Source organism: Ferdinandcohnia jepli (assembly GCF_047246645.1).
Taxonomy (GTDB): Bacteria; Bacillota; Bacilli; order Bacillales; family Bacillaceae_L; genus Ferdinandcohnia.
Genome location: NZ_JBFOKR010000007.1, coordinates 144,098 through 165,567 on the forward strand (window position 1 = coordinate 144,098; position 21,470 = coordinate 165,567).

At 37.1% G+C, this 21,470-nt stretch carries 23 protein-coding genes; 17 read left to right on the top strand and 6 right to left on the bottom strand.

What is annotated here, in order from left to right; translation table 11 throughout:
• Positions 1-110: 110 nt before the first annotated feature.
• The gene (locus tag AB3M96_RS09195) at positions 111-413 is read right to left on the bottom strand and encodes an EthD family reductase (RefSeq protein ID WP_412967295.1); all 303 of its coding nucleotides are present in this window, start codon (positions 411-413) and stop codon (positions 111-113) included.
• A gap of 180 nt (positions 414-593) precedes the next feature.
• Here AB3M96_RS09195 and AB3M96_RS09200 point away from each other — a divergent pair, with 180 nt between their 5' ends.
• The 3 genes from AB3M96_RS09200 to AB3M96_RS09210 all read left to right on the top strand — a co-directional run bounded on the left by AB3M96_RS09200 (position 594) and on the right by AB3M96_RS09210 (position 3,383).
• The gene (locus AB3M96_RS09200; RefSeq protein ID WP_412967296.1) at positions 594-1,238 is read left to right on the top strand and encodes a LytTR family DNA-binding domain-containing protein; all 645 of its coding nucleotides are present in this window, start codon (positions 594-596) and stop codon (positions 1,236-1,238) included.
• Positions 1,239-1,378: 140 nt separating this feature from the next.
• On the top strand, positions 1,379-2,890 hold the full coding sequence (gene scpC, locus AB3M96_RS09205; protein WP_412967297.1) for a succinyl-CoA:acetate CoA-transferase ScpC: 1,512 nt from the start codon (positions 1,379-1,381) through the stop codon (positions 2,888-2,890).
• 223 nt (positions 2,891-3,113) lie between these two features.
• Positions 3,114-3,383, top strand: a complete 270-nt coding sequence (locus AB3M96_RS09210) for a hypothetical protein (protein ID WP_412967298.1) — start codon at positions 3,114-3,116, stop codon at positions 3,381-3,383.
• 35 nt (positions 3,384-3,418) lie between these two features.
• Here AB3M96_RS09210 and AB3M96_RS09215 read toward each other — a convergent pair whose 3' ends face one another.
• Positions 3,419-3,874, bottom strand: coding sequence for a DUF2269 family protein (locus AB3M96_RS09215; protein WP_412967299.1), 456 nt, complete (start codon positions 3,872-3,874; stop codon positions 3,419-3,421).
• 261 nt (positions 3,875-4,135) lie between these two features.
• On the opposite strand from AB3M96_RS09215, the gene AB3M96_RS09220 reads away from it, so the two are divergent.
• Positions 4,136-4,528, top strand: a complete 393-nt coding sequence (locus AB3M96_RS09220; RefSeq protein ID WP_412967300.1) for a YbaN family protein — start codon at positions 4,136-4,138, stop codon at positions 4,526-4,528.
• 321 nt (positions 4,529-4,849) lie between these two features.
• Here AB3M96_RS09220 and AB3M96_RS09225 read toward each other — a convergent pair whose 3' ends face one another.
• Positions 4,850-5,188, bottom strand: coding sequence for an ASCH domain-containing protein (locus tag AB3M96_RS09225; protein WP_412967301.1), 339 nt, complete (start codon positions 5,186-5,188; stop codon positions 4,850-4,852).
• Positions 5,189-5,360: 172 nt separating this feature from the next.
• On the opposite strand from AB3M96_RS09225, the gene AB3M96_RS09230 reads away from it, so the two are divergent.
• On the top strand, positions 5,361-5,567 hold the full coding sequence (locus AB3M96_RS09230) for a hypothetical protein (RefSeq protein ID WP_412967302.1): 207 nt from the start codon (positions 5,361-5,363) through the stop codon (positions 5,565-5,567).
• A gap of 361 nt (positions 5,568-5,928) precedes the next feature.
• Here the strand turns inward: AB3M96_RS09230 and AB3M96_RS09235 are convergent, their stop codons facing one another.
• Positions 5,929-6,822 (bottom strand): ABC transporter permease, encoded by an 894-nt coding sequence (locus AB3M96_RS09235; RefSeq protein ID WP_412967303.1) that lies wholly within the window; start codon positions 6,820-6,822, stop codon positions 5,929-5,931.
• Between the two features lie 12 nt (positions 6,823-6,834).
• Positions 6,835-7,758, bottom strand: coding sequence for an ABC transporter permease subunit (locus tag AB3M96_RS09240; RefSeq protein ID WP_412967304.1), 924 nt, complete (start codon positions 7,756-7,758; stop codon positions 6,835-6,837).
• A 176-nt stretch (positions 7,759-7,934) separates the two neighbouring features.
• Between AB3M96_RS09240 and AB3M96_RS09245 the strand changes: the two genes are divergently transcribed.
• From AB3M96_RS09245 to AB3M96_RS09290, 10 genes are all read left to right on the top strand, one after another.
• Positions 7,935-8,561: a LysE/ArgO family amino acid transporter gene (locus AB3M96_RS09245; RefSeq protein WP_412967305.1), complete on the top strand. Its 627-nt coding sequence runs from the start codon at positions 7,935-7,937 to the stop codon at positions 8,559-8,561.
• 159 nt (positions 8,562-8,720) lie between these two features.
• Positions 8,721-9,533 carry a transporter substrate-binding domain-containing protein gene (locus AB3M96_RS09250; RefSeq protein ID WP_412967306.1) on the top strand — a complete coding sequence of 271 codons (813 nt, stop codon included), beginning with the start codon at positions 8,721-8,723 and terminating at the stop codon, positions 9,531-9,533.
• A 128-nt stretch (positions 9,534-9,661) separates the two neighbouring features.
• Positions 9,662-10,318, top strand: coding sequence for an amino acid ABC transporter permease (locus AB3M96_RS09255; RefSeq protein ID WP_412967307.1), 657 nt, complete (start codon positions 9,662-9,664; stop codon positions 10,316-10,318).
• The gene (locus AB3M96_RS09260; protein ID WP_412967308.1) at positions 10,315-11,037 is read left to right on the top strand and encodes an amino acid ABC transporter ATP-binding protein; all 723 of its coding nucleotides are present in this window, start codon (positions 10,315-10,317) and stop codon (positions 11,035-11,037) included. Before AB3M96_RS09255 ends, AB3M96_RS09260 begins: the two co-directional genes overlap by 4 nt.
• Before the next feature lie 82 nt (positions 11,038-11,119).
• Positions 11,120-11,656 carry an HD domain-containing protein gene (locus AB3M96_RS09265; RefSeq protein WP_412967309.1) on the top strand — a complete coding sequence of 179 codons (537 nt, stop codon included), beginning with the start codon at positions 11,120-11,122 and terminating at the stop codon, positions 11,654-11,656.
• Between the two features lie 1,133 nt (positions 11,657-12,789).
• The gene (locus AB3M96_RS09270; RefSeq protein ID WP_412967310.1) at positions 12,790-13,413 is read left to right on the top strand and encodes a TetR/AcrR family transcriptional regulator; all 624 of its coding nucleotides are present in this window, start codon (positions 12,790-12,792) and stop codon (positions 13,411-13,413) included.
• A 43-nt stretch (positions 13,414-13,456) separates the two neighbouring features.
• A complete protein-coding gene (locus AB3M96_RS09275; RefSeq protein ID WP_412967311.1) occupies positions 13,457-14,341 on the top strand; it encodes an ABC transporter ATP-binding protein in 885 nt (294 codons plus the stop codon).
• Positions 14,342-14,347: 6 nt separating this feature from the next.
• Entirely contained in the window at positions 14,348-15,142 is a 795-nt protein-coding gene (locus AB3M96_RS09280) for a DUF2705 family protein (protein WP_412967312.1), read from the top strand.
• 17 nt (positions 15,143-15,159) lie between these two features.
• Positions 15,160-15,960: an ABC transporter permease subunit gene (locus AB3M96_RS09285; protein WP_412967313.1), complete on the top strand. Its 801-nt coding sequence runs from the start codon at positions 15,160-15,162 to the stop codon at positions 15,958-15,960.
• 159 nt (positions 15,961-16,119) lie between these two features.
• On the top strand, positions 16,120-16,968 hold the full coding sequence (locus AB3M96_RS09290) for a M55 family metallopeptidase (RefSeq protein WP_412967314.1): 849 nt from the start codon (positions 16,120-16,122) through the stop codon (positions 16,966-16,968).
• 246 nt (positions 16,969-17,214) lie between these two features.
• Here AB3M96_RS09290 and AB3M96_RS09295 read toward each other — a convergent pair whose 3' ends face one another.
• Positions 17,215-18,378, bottom strand: a complete 1,164-nt coding sequence (locus AB3M96_RS09295; protein ID WP_412967315.1) for an ROK family transcriptional regulator — start codon at positions 18,376-18,378, stop codon at positions 17,215-17,217.
• Positions 18,379-18,672: 294 nt separating this feature from the next.
• Here AB3M96_RS09295 and tkt point away from each other — a divergent pair, with 294 nt between their 5' ends.
• Complete coding sequence (gene tkt, locus AB3M96_RS09300; protein ID WP_412967316.1) at positions 18,673-20,682, top strand: transketolase; 2,010 nt, start codon at positions 18,673-18,675, stop codon at positions 20,680-20,682.
• Positions 20,683-20,795: 113 nt separating this feature from the next.
• A complete protein-coding gene (fsa, locus tag AB3M96_RS09305) occupies positions 20,796-21,464 on the top strand; it encodes a fructose-6-phosphate aldolase (protein ID WP_412967317.1) in 669 nt (222 codons plus the stop codon).
• Positions 21,465-21,470: the final 6 nt, after the last annotated feature.

Consider the following 21,470-nt stretch of genomic DNA (forward strand, 5'->3'; position numbering starts at 1 on the left):
TCATACACATTAAATTTCCTTTTTAAACTATGTAAATTAAAAAGACTGTAGGCGAACTCGAAATTTCTTCGAGTTTGTCTACAGTCTGAGACCCGTAGATTTTAATGCAATTAATCCACTAAGGAGATAACAGGTGGCTTAGATAAGTATGGCATAAGATTCTGAACGTCTCCTGCTGTTGCTTCCCACTCAGGTGATGATAGGGCAAGGCTCATTGTATCTGGATTTTCAAAATGGAGTTCTACAAATAAATAGGGATCTCCTTCGTTATTAATGGACTGAAGCACACGGTGGATCTCGGCACCGATTAGATTAGGTACCTTTTGAGCTAAAGGTACATGTGCCTCAAAATAGTATTTTTCAAAGGCTTCTTTATCAGTCGGCTGATCATACATCACAATTACTTTTGCCATATTTTATCTACAACCTTTCATTATGGTATCGTTCTTTATAATATAGTAGGTAATAAGTACTATATGACTCGAATTATTCGACAATTGATAACGTATGTTGTCGTATAACCTAGAAAGTCTATAAATATACCTGTAAAATATAAAATAATAGTAGATTTCAATCACAAAGGATGTTGCATAATGAAAGAAATCACAGTTAGCTCACTGTTAGACGTGATTGGTGAATTATTTTCAGATGAGATATCAATAGCTGTATCAAATACAAAGGAATATGTTTATTATCGTCCAAGCAAGCGAATCGACCTGAAAATCAAGTCAGGGGACTTAGTAAAGGAAGGTACAATTGCATATAAAGCTATACATACAGGCCAAAAGGCTTCAGAATTTATTAATCGTGATGTATTCGGGATACCCTATCACGGCATGGCGGTACCATTTTCTTATGATGGTGAATTAGAAGGTTGTGTAACTGCTATTTATCCTGCACTTACTGAGGGGAAAGCAGTGGTAACGGTAAAATCTCCAGATGGCTGGATTCCGATTCCTTTTTCCAAGGTTGTATATCTAGAAGCGAAGGATAAAAAGACCCATGTGTATACTGAAAGCTTCTCTGGTACACATAAATATTCTCTACAGGAATTTGAGTACTCGTTACCAAAAGATTATTTTATTCGATGCCATCGATCATTTATTGTAAATGTAAACCATATAAGAGAGATACACCCTGATACCCATTCCACTTTCTTATTAGAGATGGATAATGGAGCACGTGTTCCTGTGAGCCAAAGTTATTCTAGCTATTTTCGCAAATTATTAGCTTTTTAATGTAAAGGGAAATCTTCTGCTTTAGTAGGGGAATTATCTCTTTTATCCCAGTTTCTTGTTCTTTGCTCCAGAATTTCCTATCTGTGTAGTGTAAATAGGTAAAATTATCTTACTATTCATTACATGGAGGTTTGGGAGAGATGGTAAACAAATTAGAGCGAATTAGAGATACCCGTCTTCATGACCGTATTGTCACACCTGAAGAGGCAGCAGAATGGATTCAAGACGGTATGACGTTAGGATTAAGTGGATTTACACGTGCCGGTGATGTGAAAGCGGTACCATTCGCGCTTGTAAAACGTGCTGACACTGAAAACTTTAAAGTAAATGTTTATACAGGGGCTTCATTAGGTTCAGATGTAGATAAATTGTTTGCGGAAGCAGGAATATTAGGGAAAAGGTTACCATTCCAAGCAGATCCTACAATGCGGAAAGGGATTAACCAGGGGGACTTTTTATTTGTAGATCAGCATTTGTCACACACAGCTGAATTATTACGAGCAAATGTAATGGATGTGGATATAGCAATTTTGGAAGCGATTGCAATTACTGATGACGGTATGATTATTCCTACTACGTCAATTGGTAATTCACTTTCATTTGCACAGCAGGCAAAGTCAGTGATAGTAGAAATTAACCTAGCCCAATCTACTGAACTAGAGGGTATACATGATTTATATACACCTGGCAAACAAGGGGAAAGGGAACCAATTCCATTAACGAAGTCAGCTGATCGCATTGGTCTTACTGGAATAAAAGTGGATATAGATAAAATAAAGGGAATTGTATTTACAAATCAAACCGATTCACCTTCCACAATTGTTCCACCTGATGAGGAAACAAGGGTTATGGCGCAACACTTGCTTGCGTTTCTTCGCAAAGAAATTGAAGTTGGACGTTTAACAGAGAAACTTGCACCTTTACAATCTGGTATAGGGTCAGTAGCAAATGCAGTGCTTCATGGTATGTTAGATTCTGAGTTTACAGATTTAGAGGTTTATTCAGAAGTGTTGCAGGATGCAGTATTCGATTTAATGGATGCCGGAAAAGTCTCATTTGCATCATGTTGTTCAATTACTTTATCAGATGAAAAAATGAAAAAGGTATTTGCTAATTTCGAAGAATACCGTTACCGGTTAATAATGAGGCCCCAGGAAATTTCGAATCATCCGGAAATCATTCGTCGACTTGGATTAATCTCCATTAACACTGCATTAGAGCTAGATATCTACGGAAATGTTAATTCAACTCATGTTCTTGGAACAAAGATGATGAACGGAATCGGTGGTTCTGGTGACTTTGCACGAAATGCTCGCTTAGCTATTTTTGTTACGAAATCAATTGCTAAGGGCGGAAACATTTCTAGTATTGTACCTTTCGTCTCACATGTGGACCACACGGAACATGATGTTGATGTAATCGTTACAGAACAAGGTTATGCAGACTTACGAGGACTTGCACCAAGAGAGCGTGTTGAACTAATTATCGAAAACTGTGCACACCCAATGTATCGTGACCAACTTCGCGAATATTATCAAGAAGCATTAACAAGAGGTGGTCAAACTCCACACGTACTTGAAAAGGCATTTTCATGGCATACAAACTTTGCACAAAAGGGTACAATGCTTCAAAAGGAAACTGTAACTTTATAATATGAACAATTGTAACCGTACAGAGTAATCTGTGCGGTTATTTTAATAGTAAAGTTAATCGAACAAAACTAGTTTTCCCAGTAGGAGAGGGAATCCGGACAAAATCAGTTGCAACGTTGAATAGTCTGATTTTAGCTGAGTCTAGGTATTTCGTAATATATAAACAATGAATTTTACATGATACGATTGTATGAGGAAACTACATTACGAAAAGAGGTTTTATATGAAAAATATACAAGTGTTTGTTGGTTGCTTTTTTATTGCAATATCTGCATTTTTATATGCAACTAAACATATTACAGCAGCAATCATTTCATCCAATATCAATAGTCCCAGTGTTAATTACTATGAAGGTGCTCTGGATTTAGTTGGAGCGGGTATAACCTTCTGGACAATTGCATCACTGGTCGCAGGAATTGTTTTGTTACTCAGTAGATTCATTGGAGCGTATAAAAGAAATGTAAAAGAAGTTCCGAAAGCGGAGCAAAAATAAAGATGCCTGTCCTTTTTTAGGATAGGCATCTTTATTTAAAAAGGCTTCAAAATCATTAATGCAATAATGACTATAAAAATTGTATTTTCAATATGTTCTACGCGGAATAACGCTTTTGCCAGCGGGTAATATTCCTTTGGAATTTCCTCGCCTTTATGAGAGTGTAATAAGGCTTTTACTGGTTTCGATTTGGGTGTAAGTGCAAAAGGACCCATTGCAAGGGCAACTAAAAACAGCACTAAGCTAGTTACATACCAGCCCATCTTAAATAAACCAGGGTTAATAGCCCCCATTAATAGCCCTGAAACCAATAGCATTGTACCGCCGATCATTACAAATATATGAAGTTTATGCCGAATTGCATAAGCATGTTTGAGTTCTGTCATCGTATCGCCTGACTTTACAACTGTCGTTAAAATAAACCCAGGACCCATACCAAGTATGGCAGAAAAAATGTGTAAGAAAACAAGGATTTCATATATTGTACTCACTAGAAAATTACCTCCAATCAATACAAATTCCACCTATAATAATACCATTCTTTTTAAATAGAATAGAGTGATAATGTTCACATTCGATTTTCTATGATACGAAATTTAATATTCGTTGGAAGTATTATAAAGCGATAGATTATATTTCTTGTGTAGCTCTAATATTTTACTTTTTTGTGACATGTTTTTTTCAGTGAATCTTCTGGTGGTATAATATAAAAGGAATGCAACACAGAGAAATCTCTAAAAGGGGGCGATTAAATGAAAAGTATTACAAAACTATTCTTTATCCTTTTGGGATTTATCTGTCTAGGACTAGGAATTGTAGGAATAATCTTACCTATTATACCTACAACACCCCTTCTATTATTAGCTTCTTTTCTATTCGTAAAAGGCTCTGACCGATTTGATCACTGGTTTAAAGGGACTGGTTTATATAAAAAGCATTTAGAAGGTTTTGTTAAGAAAAAAGAAATGACGTTAAAGCAAAAGCTGACTATTTTGTTATTTGCAGATGCAATGATTCTAATTCCATTGATTACGCTTGATAGCACACTTCTAAGGATATTCCTGGTACTCGTAATCATTTATAAGTACTACTACTTCATCACGAAAATTAAAACTGTTCCTCAACCTGACTTTCATAATAATTGAAGAAAGAAGAAAAACCTTGCCGCTTGGGACAAGGTTTTGTTTATGCGTTAGTTAAAACAGTAACTAAATTTCAACCTAGTTTTCGAAGTTTAGCTCCAGCGCCTAGCCCCTCGAGGTCGCTTCACCCCTCCTGCGGCGGCGACAGCCTCCTCGTCAGGGTTCCGACGCACAGGATGTGCTAGTGCCGACGTTGCCACAGGACGTGGCGACTTTAGTCGGCCAGCGCTTGTCGGACTTGTACAGGATGTGCTGACATCGACGTTCGCCACAGGACGTGGCGGCTTTTAGTCGATGTTCCTTTTTCAAGGCGCTTGCGCTTTTCTAATTTACCTTACTAAACTCATGGACCCATACTTTCATGTGAGGGAGCCAAGGCATTCCAGGATGATAGGAAAGAATGGATTCTTTATACTCTTCAACTGAGTTAAACCCTTCCATCCGAGCATGTTCATCTGTTAATTCACCTAGTGTTTGGGAATATACAGAATCGACTCTAAAGCGCTGTCCTTCTAATTCCATTATTTCTCCAACATCCGCATATCTTCCATTTCGACGGGTTGCAGTTTTCTTTCCCTCAAGTACTTTTTGGACATCAGTCGGCATCGTTACAAGACGATCGATGGAACATGTTTTTGGTGGTAGTTCATTTTGTGTTGTCATAAAAGCTACTCCTTCCTCATCTGTATAATATATTCTACTAATTACTATACCTACTACTTCATCAAAAAGCTAATCAAGATGAAAATTTCTAGATGTTTTACCTTTTTCCGTGTATGATTAGAGTACTGAATGGGTGACTATGATAGTAACGCCAAGTAAAGGAGATTACCCTATGTCAAACCAAGAAAAAGATACAGCAACACAACCAACCGATAAAAAGAAAGTTAGCTTGCAGGACTTAGTGAAACAACAATTAGCAAATAAAAAGCAAAACCAGGCAGCTGGCAACCAGGTAACAGGTGGTAAGGGTTCAAATCAACGTATGCAAAGTCAACAAACGAAAAAGCCTAGTAACACTCGTAGAAAAATGGGCGGATAACACAAAAAAGAGCTTCCGAGGAAGCTCTTTTTTTAATAAACTTTAAGGAGAATATTATTTTCCACCTAGTTTTCGGTGTCTAGCTCCAGCGCCTAGCCAGTTTTCCTACCAGAATAAGCTTCTTCGAGTATCTTGCGCAAAAGCTTTGCTTTTAAGCAGCGAGAAGTCGCTTCACCCCTGCGGCGGCAACACTAAGGGATGCTTCGTGAGGAAAAACCTCACAGGAAAAAAGCTTTGCTTTTTTTCAAGCCTCCTCGTCGGGGTTCCGACGCACAGGATGTGCTAGTGCCGACGTTGCCACAGGACGTGACGGCTTTTAGTCGATGTTCCTTTTTCAAGGCGCTTGCGCTTTTCTAATAAATCAACCAGTCTTTTTATCAAAATATCTACGTAAACCTTCTCCTAAAATGTTGAATGTAAAAACAGTAAATGAGATGGCAACACATGTCCAAAACGGAATCCAAATGGAACTTAGCATATCTTTTCGTGCTTGGCCTAAAAGAGTTGGCCAGTTTAAACTATTATTTATCATTTCTCCAGTCCCATAATTCAATTGAACAAACACCTGTGAAATAAACACCGAAAAAATACCGAGCTGTGCAATTAATAATGCAGTTCTCCCAATATCAATAAAGAAGTTAACCATGATTGCAGGATACGTATTTGGTAAAATATTTCCTAATGCCAGTCGGAGCGGAGATACACCAACAGTGATTCCAGCTTCAATATATGGTTTGCGAGCAATTCGCTGTGTCTCTTCACGAATAACGTGACTTACTTTTCCTACCTCAATTAGTGCCAATAGTAAAATTGACCAGTATAATCTGTTTTCGTTCATGACAAGCGCAGGTATACATAAGATTAACAAGGAAGAGAAAATTACCGGGATACTTGAAAAAATATTATTCCAACTGGTTACTAACCAAGAAAAAGGATTATTTGGTTTAGTGGCCAATAGGCCAAGAGGAATGGCAATTAAATAACGAATAAGAACAATTCCTAAGATAATTAACATTGTATCTTTTGCGCCGACAATTAGTACACTTAGTAAATCTCTACCCTCATGGTCAGAGCCAAAGGGAAACTGTTGCTCTGGGGTAAATGGTGCCTTTAATAATCCTCCATCCTCAAGGAACCGAATTCTACCGCCTTCAATACCATCCTGAACGTACGGAATATGTGGACCAATAAACATCACAAGAAGAAGTAAGGTGAGCATACTTAAGCCTATAATTAAAAACCAGTTTCTATTCAATGCAACCCCTCCTTATTTAGGATCTAGCTTCACTTTGATGATTTGGCTAATAATATGGGCAATCATTACTAGCAACAGGAAGCTGATGCAAATCGCAATGATGAGTCCACGTTCATCTGCACCACCTCCATGACCTGGAGGAACTGCATTCGTATAGCCAATCGCTGAAAACATACGATAAGCGGCACCTTGATATCCGAGTAGATACTCCACAACTAACAAGTTTGAGAGTATAAATACCATCAATGATTGAAGATGACTTGCAATCGTAATTAGACAGGACCTCATCATATGGTTTAGAAGTACTCTGGTTTTTGTAAACCCTTTTGCAAAGGCTACTTGAATATAAGGCTCTCGATCCTGTTGCAGCAATGCTACAGATGTGATTCTAGCCACATACAGTGCAGGTGCAATAGATACAAGGATACTCGGAGCAATAAATTTCCACCAAGCCTGATCGCCCATAATACTGAAATCAGGAACATATAGAAGCAAAAAGTAACTTAAGCAAATGATTATGAAGAAATCAGGGACACCCGATAAAAACCAAGTAGCACCACTTCCAAAAATGCCTTTCTTCGTATTTGTAAACCGGTAATCCATAATACCTTTTAAAATCCCAAAGACAATACTAAGGACAAAGCCAACTACTATTATTTTTAGGCTTTTAGGAAAAAACGTAAGAAGGTCGTCTTCAGCTGAACGTGATGGGAATTTGGTTTCGCCGAGGCTTTTATTTTCTATGGCATTTTTGAAAAAGTCGATTATACTTGTTGAAAAAGCCTTTAAATCAAAGTTATATGAATATTCTACAGTCATTGCTTTACCAATGAATTCAATTGTGGGTTCTCGAGGAAAGAGAACAAAAATAACGATACATAAAAAGACAAATAAATAGATAACAATAATTTTGGCTATTTCTTTTGCTACACTCACGGGTTCCACTCCTTGTCGAAAATATGCGCAATTTTTACTATATTCTATGGATTTCGAAGAAAATCCTTCTATTTTCGAAAAATTAAGACATAAAACTATGACAAAAGTTGTCAATCTACTAAACTATGGATAAAATTTTAAAATAATATTCTTATTGTAATCAGGGGGAGTCTGTTTTGGTTGAAGCAATTCTACACGGCGTTATTCTTGCGTTTGGTCTCATATTACCGCTGGGTGTTCAAAATATATTTGTATTTTCACAGGGAGCCAGTCAACCTACCCTTATAAGGGCATTACCAGTTGTAATCACGGCTGCTGTTTGTGACACAATCTTAATACTATTGGCTGTTTTAGGAGTATCGTTGTTACTTTTATCACTTCCTTGGCTTACTTCCTTCGTATTTGGAGGAGGGGTACTATTTCTTCTTTACATGGGATGGATCATTTGGAAAAGTAAGCAGACAACGATTATTACAGAGGAAGATAGAGGTTTTACACCTAAAAAACAAATCGTATTTGCTGCATCTGTATCATTATTAAATCCTCATGCAATTCTTGATACGATAGGTGTAATTGGTACAAATTCGCTTAGCTATACAGATAGTGACAAAATCGCTTTTACTTTTGCGACTATAACTGTGTCTTGGTTATGGTTTTTAGGATTGGCTGTAGTAGGAAGGTATGTGGGGAAAATTGATCAGACGGGGTCTTTACTTACTATTATAAATAAAATATCTGCAGTGATTATTTGGGGAGTTGCAGCATATATGGGACTACAATTAGTCCAGATGTTAACTGTGTAGTTCTAATTTCTCAGTTTATAATCATAGAATAGTAGTAACCAAAATAATATTATGACAGAATAGTGTCGAATAATATTTATTTTACCGAATTAATGTGGTACTATAGTAAAAAAAGGTTGAATTGTATAAAAATTATAAAAATAGCAAGGGGGATTCACTATGAAAAAGTTAACACTACTTTCGATGCTGTTTGTTCTACTATTTTTAGCAGCATGTGGAACAAGTGGTACAAGCGGAGATGGGGAAGAAGAAAGTAAAGAACTAAAGGTAATGACCGATGCAGCATACGCACCATTTGAGTACATGGATGGAGATAAAATTGTTGGTTTTGATATTGATGTAATTAAAGCAGTTGCAGAGGAAGCTGGGTACAAATTAAACATCGTACATACAGGCTGGGATCCTATTTTTGTAGAGTTAAAGAGTGGATCATATGATGTTGCAATTTCCTCCATTTCAATAACTCCAGAAAGATTAAAAGAATATGATTTTACACTTCCATACTTCTTATCAACAAATAAAATTATGATTCCAGAAGATAGTGATATAGCAAGTGCAGACGATCTATCTGGTAAAGTTGTAGCAGTGCAAGGTGGTACTACAGCTCATGAAGTTATGGAAAAACTATTCGGAGAAAAACATAAAGATATTAAATCATTTGATAATAACAATCTAGCAATTATGGAACTCGAAAAGGGCGGAGCCGATGCAGTTGTTGCTGACAATGGAGTAATTGAATACTACTCAGCTAGCAACCCTGATAAAAAGCTTAAAGTTGTTGGAGACAAAGATACATTTGATGCAGAGTTTTATGGAATGATGTTCCCGAAAGGCAGTAAAGTAAAGGCTGATTTCGATGCAGCACTAGAAAAACTAATTGAAAATGGAACGTATACTGATATCTATAAGGAATGGTTTGGAGAGGATCCAGATTTAGAAACGTTAAAAGCAGAACAAGAAGAATCAAAATAGGAATAATACAAAATTGCGTAACTCACAAAGCTGTGTTACGCAATTTTTTGGCTTAAGTAATGCCTGTACCTATGAAAATAGATTTCTACCAGTGACAAGGCATTGACAAAAAGACAGGAGGTTACAGCATGGATTTTAATTTTGACATAATAATTGATTATGCTCCTTATTTTTGGGAGGGGACTCTTCTAACCATAGGATTATCGATTGCCGGGATTTTACTTGGGACAATCCTAGGGTTATTTATTGGGCTAGGAAAGATTGCTCGTAATAAGTGGGTAGCATTCCCGTTTACTTGTTATGTTACTTTTTTTAGAGGGACTCCACTCCTAGTGCAAATATTTTTAGTTCATTTTGGGATAGTACCGCTTTTTATTGGTGAAACAAATGGAATTGCAGCCGGGGTAATTGCATTAACCTTAAATGCTGCTGCATATATAGCAGAAATATTTAGAGCTGGTATTCAATCTCTTGATAAAGGTCAAATGGAGGCGGCGAGATCTCTGGGAATGAATCATTTCCAAGCGATGAGATATGTTATCATCCCTCAAGCCTTCAAACGTATGATTCCGCCATTAGGTAATGAATTTGTCATTCTTATTAAAGATTCATCACTATTATCAGTGGTGGCGACACCAGAGATTATGTACTGGGGACGAATGATGACAGGTCAATACGCTCGAGTTTGGGAGCCGTATTTAACTGCAGCCTTTATCTATTTATTTTTAACCCTTACATTAACCATTCTATTAAATCAACTTGAAAAGAGGTTAAAGACAGAATGATTAAAGTAGAGCAAATAAAAAAGTCGTTTGGAAAAAATGAGGTACTGAAAGGTATTTCATCACAAATTGAGCCACAAGAGGTTGTTGTTGTTATTGGTCCATCAGGTTCGGGTAAATCGACCTTTTTAAGGTGTATAAATTTACTAGAGTCGGTAAATGAGGGACATGTATATATTGAGGGAGTTGATATTACTGATAAAAAAGTAGACATCAACCAAATCAGAACGGATGTGGGAATGGTATTTCAGCAGTTTAATCTTTTTCCTCATAAAACAGTTATGGAAAACATAATGCTATCTCCGTTAAAAGTAAAAAAGGTTACAAAGGAGAAAGCGTATGAAAAAGGGATGGAACTTCTCCGAAAAGTAGGACTATCTGAGAAAGCAGATGCGTATCCCGACTCCCTTTCAGGTGGTCAAAAACAACGTGTGGCAATTGCGAGAGCACTTGCGATGGAACCCAAAATCATGCTTTTTGACGAGCCTACTTCAGCGTTAGACCCTGAGATGGTAGGAGAAGTCCTTGAAGTAATGAAACAGCTTGCCAAAGAAGGTATGACAATGGTGGTGGTTACCCACGAAATGGGCTTTGCACGTGAAGTAGGAGACCGTGTGTTATTTATGGATGATGGTCTGATTGTAGAAGAGAATACACCGAAAGAAATCTTTGAAAATCCGCAGCATGACAGAACAAAAGCATTTTTGAGTAAAGTATTATAGGGAGGTGTGAACCTTCCTTTTTGTATTTTTAAAAAAGTGGCTACAATAAACTAAAAGTGTAGATTAGAAGGGAGAGTTAACCTTGGATGTAATTGAAAAGGCAATTATTGTTGCAAGTAAAGCACATGATGGACAGTACCGCAAACTCACGAAGATTCCATATATTACACACCCACTTGGAGTTGGGCTGCTGTTAATGAAAGCTAATGCTCGTCCAGAGCTTGTAGCGTCCGGAATTTTACATGATACGGTAGAGGATACTGAACTAACTCTAGAAGACATCAAAGAGCAGTTTGGTGAACCGATAGCAACGTTGGTAGAGGGAGCCTCGGAACCAGACAAATCATTATCATGGGAAGAACGAAAAGAGCATACGATAGAATTCTTACGAACAGCTTCTGAGGATATTCGGACTGTTGTTTGTGCAGATAAGCTTCATAATATAAGGTCGATAATTCGTGATTATGAGGAAAGTGGCGAACAGGTTTGGAGCAGGTTTAACCGAGGTAAGCATAAACAAGAGTGGTATTATCGTAATGTGCTTGAAAGTCTGGGGCAGCAGTCAATTTTTCCACTTTTAAAGGAACTTCAAATAGAGGTTGAGTGTTTATTTGGATAAGAATAACCGCATAAATAGTAAACAAAAAAAGCCTTCGTTTGAAGGCTTTTTTTTCTAACATCTTAGGAGACCCAACCATGACCATCAGCATTCTATTAAAACTTGCTTGGTACGTTGTTACCGACGATAGCCGATGTGTGTCTATTCCGCTTTTGGTGGAACTAGACCTCCCAATCACTATGGAAACCATAATGTGGGGTCGAATTTAAATCTCAACTATTCAGTTTTAAGTGACTCAAACATCCTTTTTCCTGTCAAACGTTTGAAAGCAAGCAAGTCTATTTCACCGTAGGTAATGCCTTAAAAGTGAATGATTAGTAGGTTTGAAAATGTTTCTTCTCAATTTCTTTTACCACCCATTGATAAAAGTATTGGAAAGTTATTTTCATTCCTTTGATCTTTGTACAAGATGTAATCTTTTCATTTGTATTTTTTTGAAAGAATGTAGGATAATCATTACTCTTTTTTCAAAAAAGATAGGATAGATCTTTTGGTTAAGAAACCTTCATTCTGTGAATGTTCTTTACCTTTCAAAGTCATTGGCGGAATGTTATTTCTTTCCCGTGTGAATCTAAATGACTCCAATCCTCCCCATTTTTTGTAATGGTATTTGATTTCCTTCTTTCAAAATATACTCCTGAATCGATTTTTAAAAAGAGTTTGCATTCCCTGACCTGCCTAGCATGTCTTTTTTAGAATGGGTCTCTTTTCAAATGATCCTGCCAAATATCAAATCATTCTTTTAGGGACATGTACTCTGGTGCAACAAAGCTTTCTTTTTGGTTTGTACAGTTGTAAAGGATATATTACTTATACTCGTTCTCGCGATTGCGGAACGAACACCAAGATGGTTGAGCCTCCTAAAATGTTAGGATATATTTGGTATTTCCTTTACACCCTTATTATAACACCATACTGTCAAAGTAAACGTGAAAGAAAGGGCAATTTTGTGAACGTTTTCATAAGTGAGGAGATAGCTAACAAACCCTGTTAAATTAGGGTTTTTGAGGTGAGGGTAGCCGATAGATCATAACTATAATTACAAGATGTAAATTATTATTGACCGGACTGGTCAGTAGGAATATAATGGTATTGACCGAAGTGGTCAATGGATATCTTTTGGAGGTTTAAAAATGGTTTCAAAGTTTTTGAATATGGACCAAGAAAAACAAGATCGAATCATAAATGCAGCAACGAAGGAGTTTGCCGAAAAAGGATTTTCAAATGCTTCAACGAATGAAATTGTAAAGCAAGCGGGGATTTCCAAAGGATTGCTGTTTCATTATTTTAAAAACAAAAAGGAACTGTATGTATTTTTGTATGAGTACTACCTTGAATTAATGGTTAAAGATTTATTTGGAAAGATTGATTTGGAGGAAGGTGATATTTTCACTAAATACCGCAGTATTGCTTGGCATAAATTTGAGCTTATGAAAAAGCATCCTGAAATGTTTGACTTTGTTAGGAGCGGATATGAAGAAAAAGCACTGGAAGTTAAACTTGAACTCCAAAATAAAAACAAAGACATCATTGCAGATAGTTATGCAAAGCTGTCGAGTAAGATTGATGTTGAAAAGTTTAAGGGTGGAGTCGAGGTTCACAAAGCTATTCAAATTATTTTCTGGACATTAGAAGGCTTTGCTAATCAAAAACAAGAGCAAACAAAGGATATACCGCTAGATCAGTTAGATGTTGAAGAGCTACTAATGGAAATGGATAGCTATATTGATATGTTGCGATTAGCATTTTATAAGTAATTCTGGTTATATATCTTTTCAAATCATAAGGGAGGGGAACCCCATGAACGTGACTGAAATAAATAATTTAACAAAGATGTATGGTAAAGCAAGAGGAATTGAAGATATCAGTTTTCATGTTGAAGAAGGAGAAATATTTGGGTTTATTGGACCTAATGGTGCCGGGAAATCTACAACCATTCGGACGTTATTATCGCTAATCTATCCTACAAGTGGAAGTGCAAAAATTTTCGGAAAAGATACGATTGAGTTCTCAGCAGAAATCAAAAAGGAAATAGGGTATTTACCGTCAGAGGTCTTTTACTATGACAATATGAAAGTAAAGGACCTACTAAAATACTCAGCTAGCTTTTATAAAAAAGACTGTTCCAAAAGAATAAAGGAACTTGCTGAAATTATGGAATTAGATGTTAACCGAAAAATTGAAGACCTCTCCCTTGGAAACAAAAAGAAGGTAGGAATTGTCCAAGGGTTATTGCACGAACCAAAGTTAATTATCTTAGATGAACCAACAAGTGGTTTAGACCCTTTGATGCAACAAAGATTCTTTGAACTACTTGAGGAGGAAAATAAAAAAGGAGCTACCATTTTATTTTCCTCCCATATTTTAAGTGAGGTGCAGCGCCTCTGCGATCGGGTTGCCATCATAAAGGATGGAAAAATTGTTACCGTTGAAAAGATAAGTACATTAAAAGAAAACAATTTTAAAAGGTTTACGATTGAAACAGCATCATCAATCGATAATAACTATTTTTCAATTCCAGGTGTAAATGATTTAGAGATTAGTGACAAGAAAGTTAGTTTCTTGTTCAAGGGTAATCTAAATACTGTAATGGCCAAGATTTCAGGAATTGAGATTACTAACTTATCAGTAGATGAACCAGACCTTGAGGAGATTTTTATGCATTACTATGAGAGGGAGGCCTAGGACTCTATGAATATCTTTATTCATGAATTGAAGGCTAATCGGAAATCAACGGCTATTTGGACTGTTTCATTACTAGCATTGATGGTTCTTTTTATGTCAATGTTCCCAACGATTTCAAAGGAAGTTGATGAATTCAAAAAAATGCTGGAAGGATTTCCTATAGCGGTTCAACAAGCGCTCGGTATTCAAGTCGATAGTTTTGCTTCCATACTCGGGTACTACTCTTATGTGTTTATGTATATCACATTATGTGGTGCAATTCAGGCTATGAACCTGGGGACTTCCATTGTATCGAAGGAAGTGCGGGAGAAGACAGCCGACTTCTTACTAACAAAGCCTGTTACGAGAACAACAATTTTAACCGCAAAGGTTTTAGCTGCAGTTATTTCTTTATTGTTGACAAGTATTTTGTACATGGTGGGTTCCGGTTTAATGGTCAATGTGGTGGCTACTGATTATAGCATGACTGCATTTCTATTAATCAACCTATCATTGTTTATTATTCAACTAATTTTCCTTGCACTAGGCATCTTTGTTTCTGTTTATTTTCCAAAGATTAAATCAGTATTAACAGTTTCGCTTGGAACGGTTTTTGCGTTCTTCATAATTGGTATGTTAAGTGCTACAAGTGGAGATGAGGTGAAAAGGTACTTATCTCCTTTCAAGTACTTTGACCCGAGTTATATTATAAAGAACACAAGCTATGAGCTTCCGTTTTTACTGATCGGGATAGGGTTTATCGTTGTAGCAATTGTGGTGAGCTACTTTTTCTATACCAAGAAGGATATTCACGCAGTGTAGACAGGAAAGGAGGGGTCATGGTGAACCTACTATTTAGAGAACTTAAGGCATATCGGAAATCACTGATTATATGGAGTGTAGGTATTGTTTTTCTTATTGTGGCTGGAATGAGTAAATATGCAGGTTTAGAATCATCGGGTGAATCGATGAATGAGTTAATGGCAGCAATGCCGAAGTCGCTGCAAGCGATTATGGGAACGGGCACACTTGATTTATCATCTCCAATCGGATATTACGGGGTTCTTTATCTGTATTTACTATTAATGGCGACGATTCACGCCACCATGCTTGGAGCAACAATCCTTGCCAAAGAAGAACGAGACAAAACCTTTGAGTTTTTGTTTGTTAAACCAATTACTAGAACTACAGTTATCACAATGAAGGTTGTAGCGGCTGTTATTAATATAGTGATATTCAATGTTGTTACCCTGCTTTCTTCCATATTCTTTGTAGACTTTTATGGAAACGGCGAAAATGTAATAGAAGATATTTTGATGCTAATGGGTGGCATGTTTATTTTACAGATTCTGTTTCTGACGATTGGAACAGCTATTGCTTCAGTTATTCGAAAGCCGAAAAAAGCAGCCTCATTTTCAACAGGACTGCTATTACTAACGTTTATGCTGTCAGTTGCTGTTGATTTAAGTGAAAAACTGGACGTTCTAAAATATATCACCCCATTTAAGTATTTTGATGCAAAAAACATGCTGAATGGAGAGGCCTTTGAACCGGTTTATGTGATGTTATCTCTATTAATAATTGGGATATTAACAGTGGTTACCTTTGCATTTTATAAGAAAAAGGATCTGAATGTTTGATCATAAATAATGGCTAGGGAAAAAGGCAAACCGTGATAAAAACGGTTTGTCTTTCTTTATAGTGAAGTTTCGGGTTGCGAAATATAAGTAATCCTATTATTCTGTAAATAAGATATATTATTTATCTATAACATTTGTACTTAAAGGGAGAGACCAACAATGAAAATATTTATCTCAGCAGATATTGAAGGTGTATCAGGAGTGGCAACAAATCAACAGCTAAAAACATCTGGTGAATACCAGCGCTTCCGAAAGCTTATGACTCAGGATGTGAACGCAGCAATTGAAGGTGCTTTTAAAGGTGGAGCAACAGAAGTTGTAGTGGCTGATGGCCATGGAAATATGTCTAATATATTCATAGAAGACCTAGATTCAAGAGCACGCCTTGTCCAAGGTAGCAACCGTGTAATGTGTCAGCTTGAAGGATTAGATGAGAGCTTTGATGCTATTATGTTTGTGGGGCATCATGGACGTGAGGGCGGATCTGAACGTACCATCATCTCTCATTCACTTGCGGGAATCTGTGTAAACGAAATGAAAATTAATGGTCAGATTGTTGGTGAAACTGAAATGAATGCCATGGTTGCAGGGGCATTTAATGTACCGGCCATCTTTATCTCTGGCGATGATGCATATGTAGCGGAGGTTCTTGAAACACTGCCAAATGTTGAAGCAGCAGTTGTTAAAAGAGGAATTGACCGCTTTGCAGCTGAGCTATTACATCCAGAAGTAGCACAACAGATTATTCGTGAAAAAGCAGAAGCAGCAGTTAAACGAATCCCAGAATTCACACCACTTGAGGTTGGTGGACCTGCAACTTTTGAGATTGAGTTCAAAGGGTCAAACCAGGCGCTGATGACAACAACTATTCCTTCTGTTGAGCTAATTAGTCCAAAACGAATTACATTCACCTGCGACGATATGGTAACAGCTTATAAGCAAATGTGGGGCTGTGTGATTATTGCCATTACGGCAACGAATGGTGTATTAGGGAATGTGAACGCGTAAAGGTGGATCTGTGGAAGTTAGTTTGGTAGGGGCGATTAGGTGAAAGTCGTTAAAAATCGTAAATTGCGATTAAAAACCGTAAATCCGATTTAAAAATCGTAAATTCCTGCTAAAAACCGTAAATCAGAATTAAAAACCGTAAATCCAAATTAAAAACCATAAACCCAATTTTAGACACTGCGCAGCCTTAATATTTCACCAAAACACAAGAATCCCCTTCCGAATAACGCGAGAAGGGGTTCTTTTTCACTTTTTCACAGTCAAATTCAGCATAGGAACGCCCAAAAATTGCTTAATCGCAAATGCACAAGCTCCCATACGCACTGATTCTTTACCGATCGTTGAAATCGAGAGTTCTCGATAATGACTTATAGAAGAATTTAGGTTTTCTTTAAGCTTTTCAATTGAATTTGGGTAAATTCGAAGCAATTCACTATCTAGTACTATTGTATTTGGATTGTACATATTAATCATATTGTTTAGCCCAATCGAAAGGTAATATAGAAAATCTTCCATGCGGGTAACAATGTCTTCGTCACCTTCGGCAATTAATCGTTGAACATCATCATAGGTAATGTTTGGAAGATTTTTTTCCTTCATCAAGTCACTCATAAAGCTTGAATCAGACGCATATTGCTCCCAACAACCTTGATTGCCACATGTACATGGTTTTCCTTTTGGAACGACAATCATGTGGCCAATTTCGCCGGCAAATCCATCTTGCCCCCTGAAAAATTCATTATCCAAAAGCATTCCCATTCCAATTCCAGAATAAAGAGTAGCACAAAGTATATTATCAGTATTGTGGTGGATATATACTCTCTCTGCAAATGCTGAAAGGTTTGCATTATTTTCAATGTAGATATCAATATTGAATTCGCTTTCTAAATCTTGTTTTAAATGTATATTTTCCCAAGGAAAACGAGGTACAAAGTGTATAACCTCATCCTTGCTAACAAGACCATGTATAGCAATGACGATACCAACAATACCATACCGGTTGTCAGTAAACTCGGCTTCAAATGATTTAATTTCCTGAATTAAGATAGGAAGGATCTGGGTATATTCTGTTGTTGAAATTTCAATGGATTTTGATGACACTGGATTGCCTAGAAGATCAGATAGTGTAAAAGATAGTTGTCCATATTCTATATCAATCCCCAGCGCATAACCTGCCGTTGCGTTTAGGGAGAGCATGATTGGTTTTCTGCCAACACTATTATGTTCAAGTTGAGTTTCAATAATAAGACCTTCATCAAGTAAATCAGTAACCTGTGCAGAAATAGTGGCCCTTGTAAGTGCTGTTGCTTTTGAAATATCAGCTCTGGAAATCATTCCTTCTTCTACAATCTTTTCAAGTATTAAGGATCGATTTAATTTTTTAATGTATGCTGCATCTCCGGTTATCATTTAAATCCCCCATTTTCCATTGTTACAAGTGCCATACTATAGTTTTTACCTAACTTGTAAAATTCTACTTATAAATATTGAATTATTGATAATTTGAACTAAGTTTCCTTAAAGAGATTCTTTAGTAATCTCAATTGACGAAAAATAGATAGGATGTTACATTAGTAACGGGTATAATTTGTTTAGTTGGTGAATTAATTATACTACTTACTTAGTACGTTGAAAAGATTAGAATTTTGGTAAAAGTAAGAAATATATGAGATTACTATTTTATAAGTGTAGGAGAGTGATTTTATGTCAACAGTTTTAAATGACAAAGAATTAGATTTATTAACAATCAATACGATTCGTACCTTATCTATCGATGCAGTAGAGAATGCAAACTCTGGACATCCAGGAATGCCAATGGGTGCTGCTCCAATGGCTTATACACTTTGGGCAAAAGAAATGAATCACAATCCATCAAATCCTAACTGGTTTAATCGTGATCGCTTTGTTTTATCAGCTGGACATGGTTCCATGCTTTTATATAGTTTATTACATCTTTTCGGCTACGATGTAACAATGGAAGATTTGAAAAACTTCCGTCAATGGGGAAGCCGCACACCTGGACACCCTGAATTTGGACACACTCCAGGAGTTGAGGCTACAACAGGTCCTCTTGGACAAGGAATTGCTATGGCTGTGGGTATGGCAATGGCTGAAAGACACCTTGCTGAAACTTATAACAAAGATAAATTTGAGGTAGTAAATCACTATACATATGGTATTTGTGGTGATGGAGACTTGATGGAAGGTGTATCAGCAGAAGCAGCTTCGCTTGCAGGCCACTTAAAACTAGGTCGTCTAATTGTAATGTATGATTCAAATGATATTTCGTTAGATGGAGACTTAAACCTTTCATTCTCTGAAAGTGTAGAAGACCGTTTCAAAGCGTACGGATGGCAAGTGATCCGTGTTGAGAATGGTAACGATACAGAAGAAATTCAAAAAGCATTAAAAGAAGCAAAAGCTGATCTAAACAGACCTACTTTAATCGAAGTAAAAACAGTAATCGGCTTTGGTTCTCCAAACAAATCAGGTAAATCAGCATCACATGGTGCACCACTTGGTAAGGATGAAATTGCTTTAACAAAAGCTTCTTATGGCTGGAACAATGAAGAGCCATTCTTTGTGCCAAGTGAAGTAGCAGAATTAACTCAACAATTTGTAACAACTGGCCAAGAAAAAGAAAGTGTATGGAATGACTTATTTGCAGAATATAAGAAAGCATATCCAGAGTTAGCTGAACAGTTTGAAGCAGCATTAGAGGGTAAGCTTCCTGAAAATTGGGTAGAAGCTTTACCAACATTTGAAGCAGGTTCTTCAATAGCTACTCGTGATTCATCAGGTAAGGCACTTAACGCTGCAGCATCCGTAATTCCACAATTAATTGGTGGTTCTGCTGACTTAGCGGGCTCAAACAAGACACTTATAACATCAGAAAAAAACTACGGTATCGATAGTTTTGCTGCACGTAATATCTGGTTTGGTGTAAGAGAATTTGCAATGGGTGCTGCTATCAACGGTATGGCACTTCATGGTGGAGTAAAAGTATTCGGAGCAACATTCTTCGTATTCTCTGATTACCTACGTCCAGCAATTCGTCTGGCTGCATTAATGAAGCTACCTGTAACATATGTATTTACTCATGATTCTATTGCTGTTGGTGAAGATGGCCCTACACATGAACCAGTTGAGCAACTAGCTGCATTACGTGCAATGCCAGGATTATCAATTCTTCGTCCAGCTGAAGCAAAAGAAACAGTGGCAGCATGGCGCTTAGCTATAGAGAGCACTGACACGCCTACAGCTCTTGTATTAACAAGACAAGGATTACCAACACTAGCACTTGATGATGAAACAGTATATGAAGGTGTGAAAAAAGGTGCTTATGTAGTATCTGAAGCAAACGGGGACGTTCAAGGTCTACTACTTGCAACAGGTTCTGAAGTATCCCTTGCAATTGCTGCTCAACAAGAGCTTGAAAAAGAAGGAATCTTTGTATCAGTAGTTAGTATGCCGAGCTGGGATCGTTTCGAGCAACAATCAGCAGAATATAAAGAAAGTGTACTTCCTAAGAACGTAAAAGCACGTTTAGCAATCGAAATGGGATCACCACTTGGCTGGAGAGAATACATTGGAGATGCAGGAAAGGTGCTTGCTGTTAATCAATTTGGCGCTTCTGCACCTGCAAAAAAACTGTTAGCAGAGTACGGCTTTACAGTTGAAAATGTTGTGAAGAACGTTAAGGAATTATTTTAACTTTATTTAGCTTAAATCCCTCACTTTATTAGTGAGGGATAGAGCGTAACAAATGATTATATCTCGAAAAAATCGAGTTCAAAAAAGTCGTGTTAACAGGAGGGAATAAGTAAGTGAAATTCTTTATTGATACAGCAAATCTAGAAGATATTAAAAAGGCACATAAAATGGGAGTGTTGTCAGGTGTGACAACAAATCCTTCCCTAGTTGCAAAAGAGGGCGTAAAATTCGAAGACCGCATTGAAGAAATACTTCAAGCAGTTCCTGATGTTGAGTCTGTATCGGCTGAAGTAACTCCGGATGCTGTAACTGCAGAGGAAATGATTGCACAAGCGGAAGAACTCATCAAAATAAATGATGGCGACAAAAACATCACGATTAAATTACCAATGACAGTTGCAGGATTAGAGGCAACTCGTTACCTTGCGAAAAAAGGTGTTAAAACGAACGTAACTCTAATTTTTACTGTTAACCAAGCACTTTTAGCTGCTCGTGCTGGAGCAACGTATGTTTCTCCATTCTTAGGACGTCTAGATGATATTTCAGAAGACGGAGTTTTACTAGTATCAAAGATTGCTGAACTATTCCGTATCCATAAGCTAGATGCACAAATTATTGCTGCATCTGTAAGACATCCAGACCATGTAACTCGTGTTGCACTAGCTGGTGCACATATTGCAACCATTCCTTATGGAGTGATTGAGCAATTAACCAAACACCCACTAACTGACCAAGGCATTGAAAAATTTGCGGCGGATTGGGCGAAAGCACCTAAAAATTAATAGATA

Excerpts from the sequence above, each read along its gene's own strand:
- AB3M96_RS09285 (WP_412967313.1), top strand. The coding sequence starts at position 15,160 with ATGGTGAACCTACTATTTAGAGAACTTAAGGCATATCGGAAATCACTG.
- scpC (WP_412967297.1), top strand. The coding sequence starts at position 1,379 with ATGGTAAACAAATTAGAGCGAATTAGAGATACCCGTCTTCATGACCGT.
- AB3M96_RS09195 (WP_412967295.1), bottom strand. The coding sequence starts at position 413 with ATGGCAAAAGTAATTGTGATGTATGATCAGCCGACTGATAAAGAAGCC.
- tkt (WP_412967316.1), top strand. The coding sequence starts at position 18,673 with ATGTCAACAGTTTTAAATGACAAAGAATTAGATTTATTAACAATCAAT.
- AB3M96_RS09280 (WP_412967312.1), top strand. The coding sequence starts at position 14,348 with ATGAATATCTTTATTCATGAATTGAAGGCTAATCGGAAATCAACGGCT.
- AB3M96_RS09250 (WP_412967306.1), top strand. The coding sequence starts at position 8,721 with ATGAAAAAGTTAACACTACTTTCGATGCTGTTTGTTCTACTATTTTTA.
- AB3M96_RS09200 (WP_412967296.1), top strand. The coding sequence starts at position 594 with ATGAAAGAAATCACAGTTAGCTCACTGTTAGACGTGATTGGTGAATTA.
- AB3M96_RS09295 (WP_412967315.1), bottom strand. The coding sequence starts at position 18,378 with ATGATAACCGGAGATGCAGCATACATTAAAAAATTAAATCGATCCTTA.
- AB3M96_RS09255 (WP_412967307.1), top strand. The coding sequence starts at position 9,662 with ATGGATTTTAATTTTGACATAATAATTGATTATGCTCCTTATTTTTGG.
- AB3M96_RS09290 (WP_412967314.1), top strand. The coding sequence starts at position 16,120 with ATGAAAATATTTATCTCAGCAGATATTGAAGGTGTATCAGGAGTGGCA.
- AB3M96_RS09260 (WP_412967308.1), top strand. The coding sequence starts at position 10,315 with ATGATTAAAGTAGAGCAAATAAAAAAGTCGTTTGGAAAAAATGAGGTA.
- AB3M96_RS09220 (WP_412967300.1), top strand. The coding sequence starts at position 4,136 with ATGAAAAGTATTACAAAACTATTCTTTATCCTTTTGGGATTTATCTGT.
- AB3M96_RS09230 (WP_412967302.1), top strand. The coding sequence starts at position 5,361 with ATGTCAAACCAAGAAAAAGATACAGCAACACAACCAACCGATAAAAAG.
- AB3M96_RS09210 (WP_412967298.1), top strand. The coding sequence starts at position 3,114 with ATGAAAAATATACAAGTGTTTGTTGGTTGCTTTTTTATTGCAATATCT.
- AB3M96_RS09275 (WP_412967311.1), top strand. The coding sequence starts at position 13,457 with ATGAACGTGACTGAAATAAATAATTTAACAAAGATGTATGGTAAAGCA.
- AB3M96_RS09225 (WP_412967301.1), bottom strand. The coding sequence starts at position 5,188 with ATGACAACACAAAATGAACTACCACCAAAAACATGTTCCATCGATCGT.
- AB3M96_RS09270 (WP_412967310.1), top strand. The coding sequence starts at position 12,790 with ATGGTTTCAAAGTTTTTGAATATGGACCAAGAAAAACAAGATCGAATC.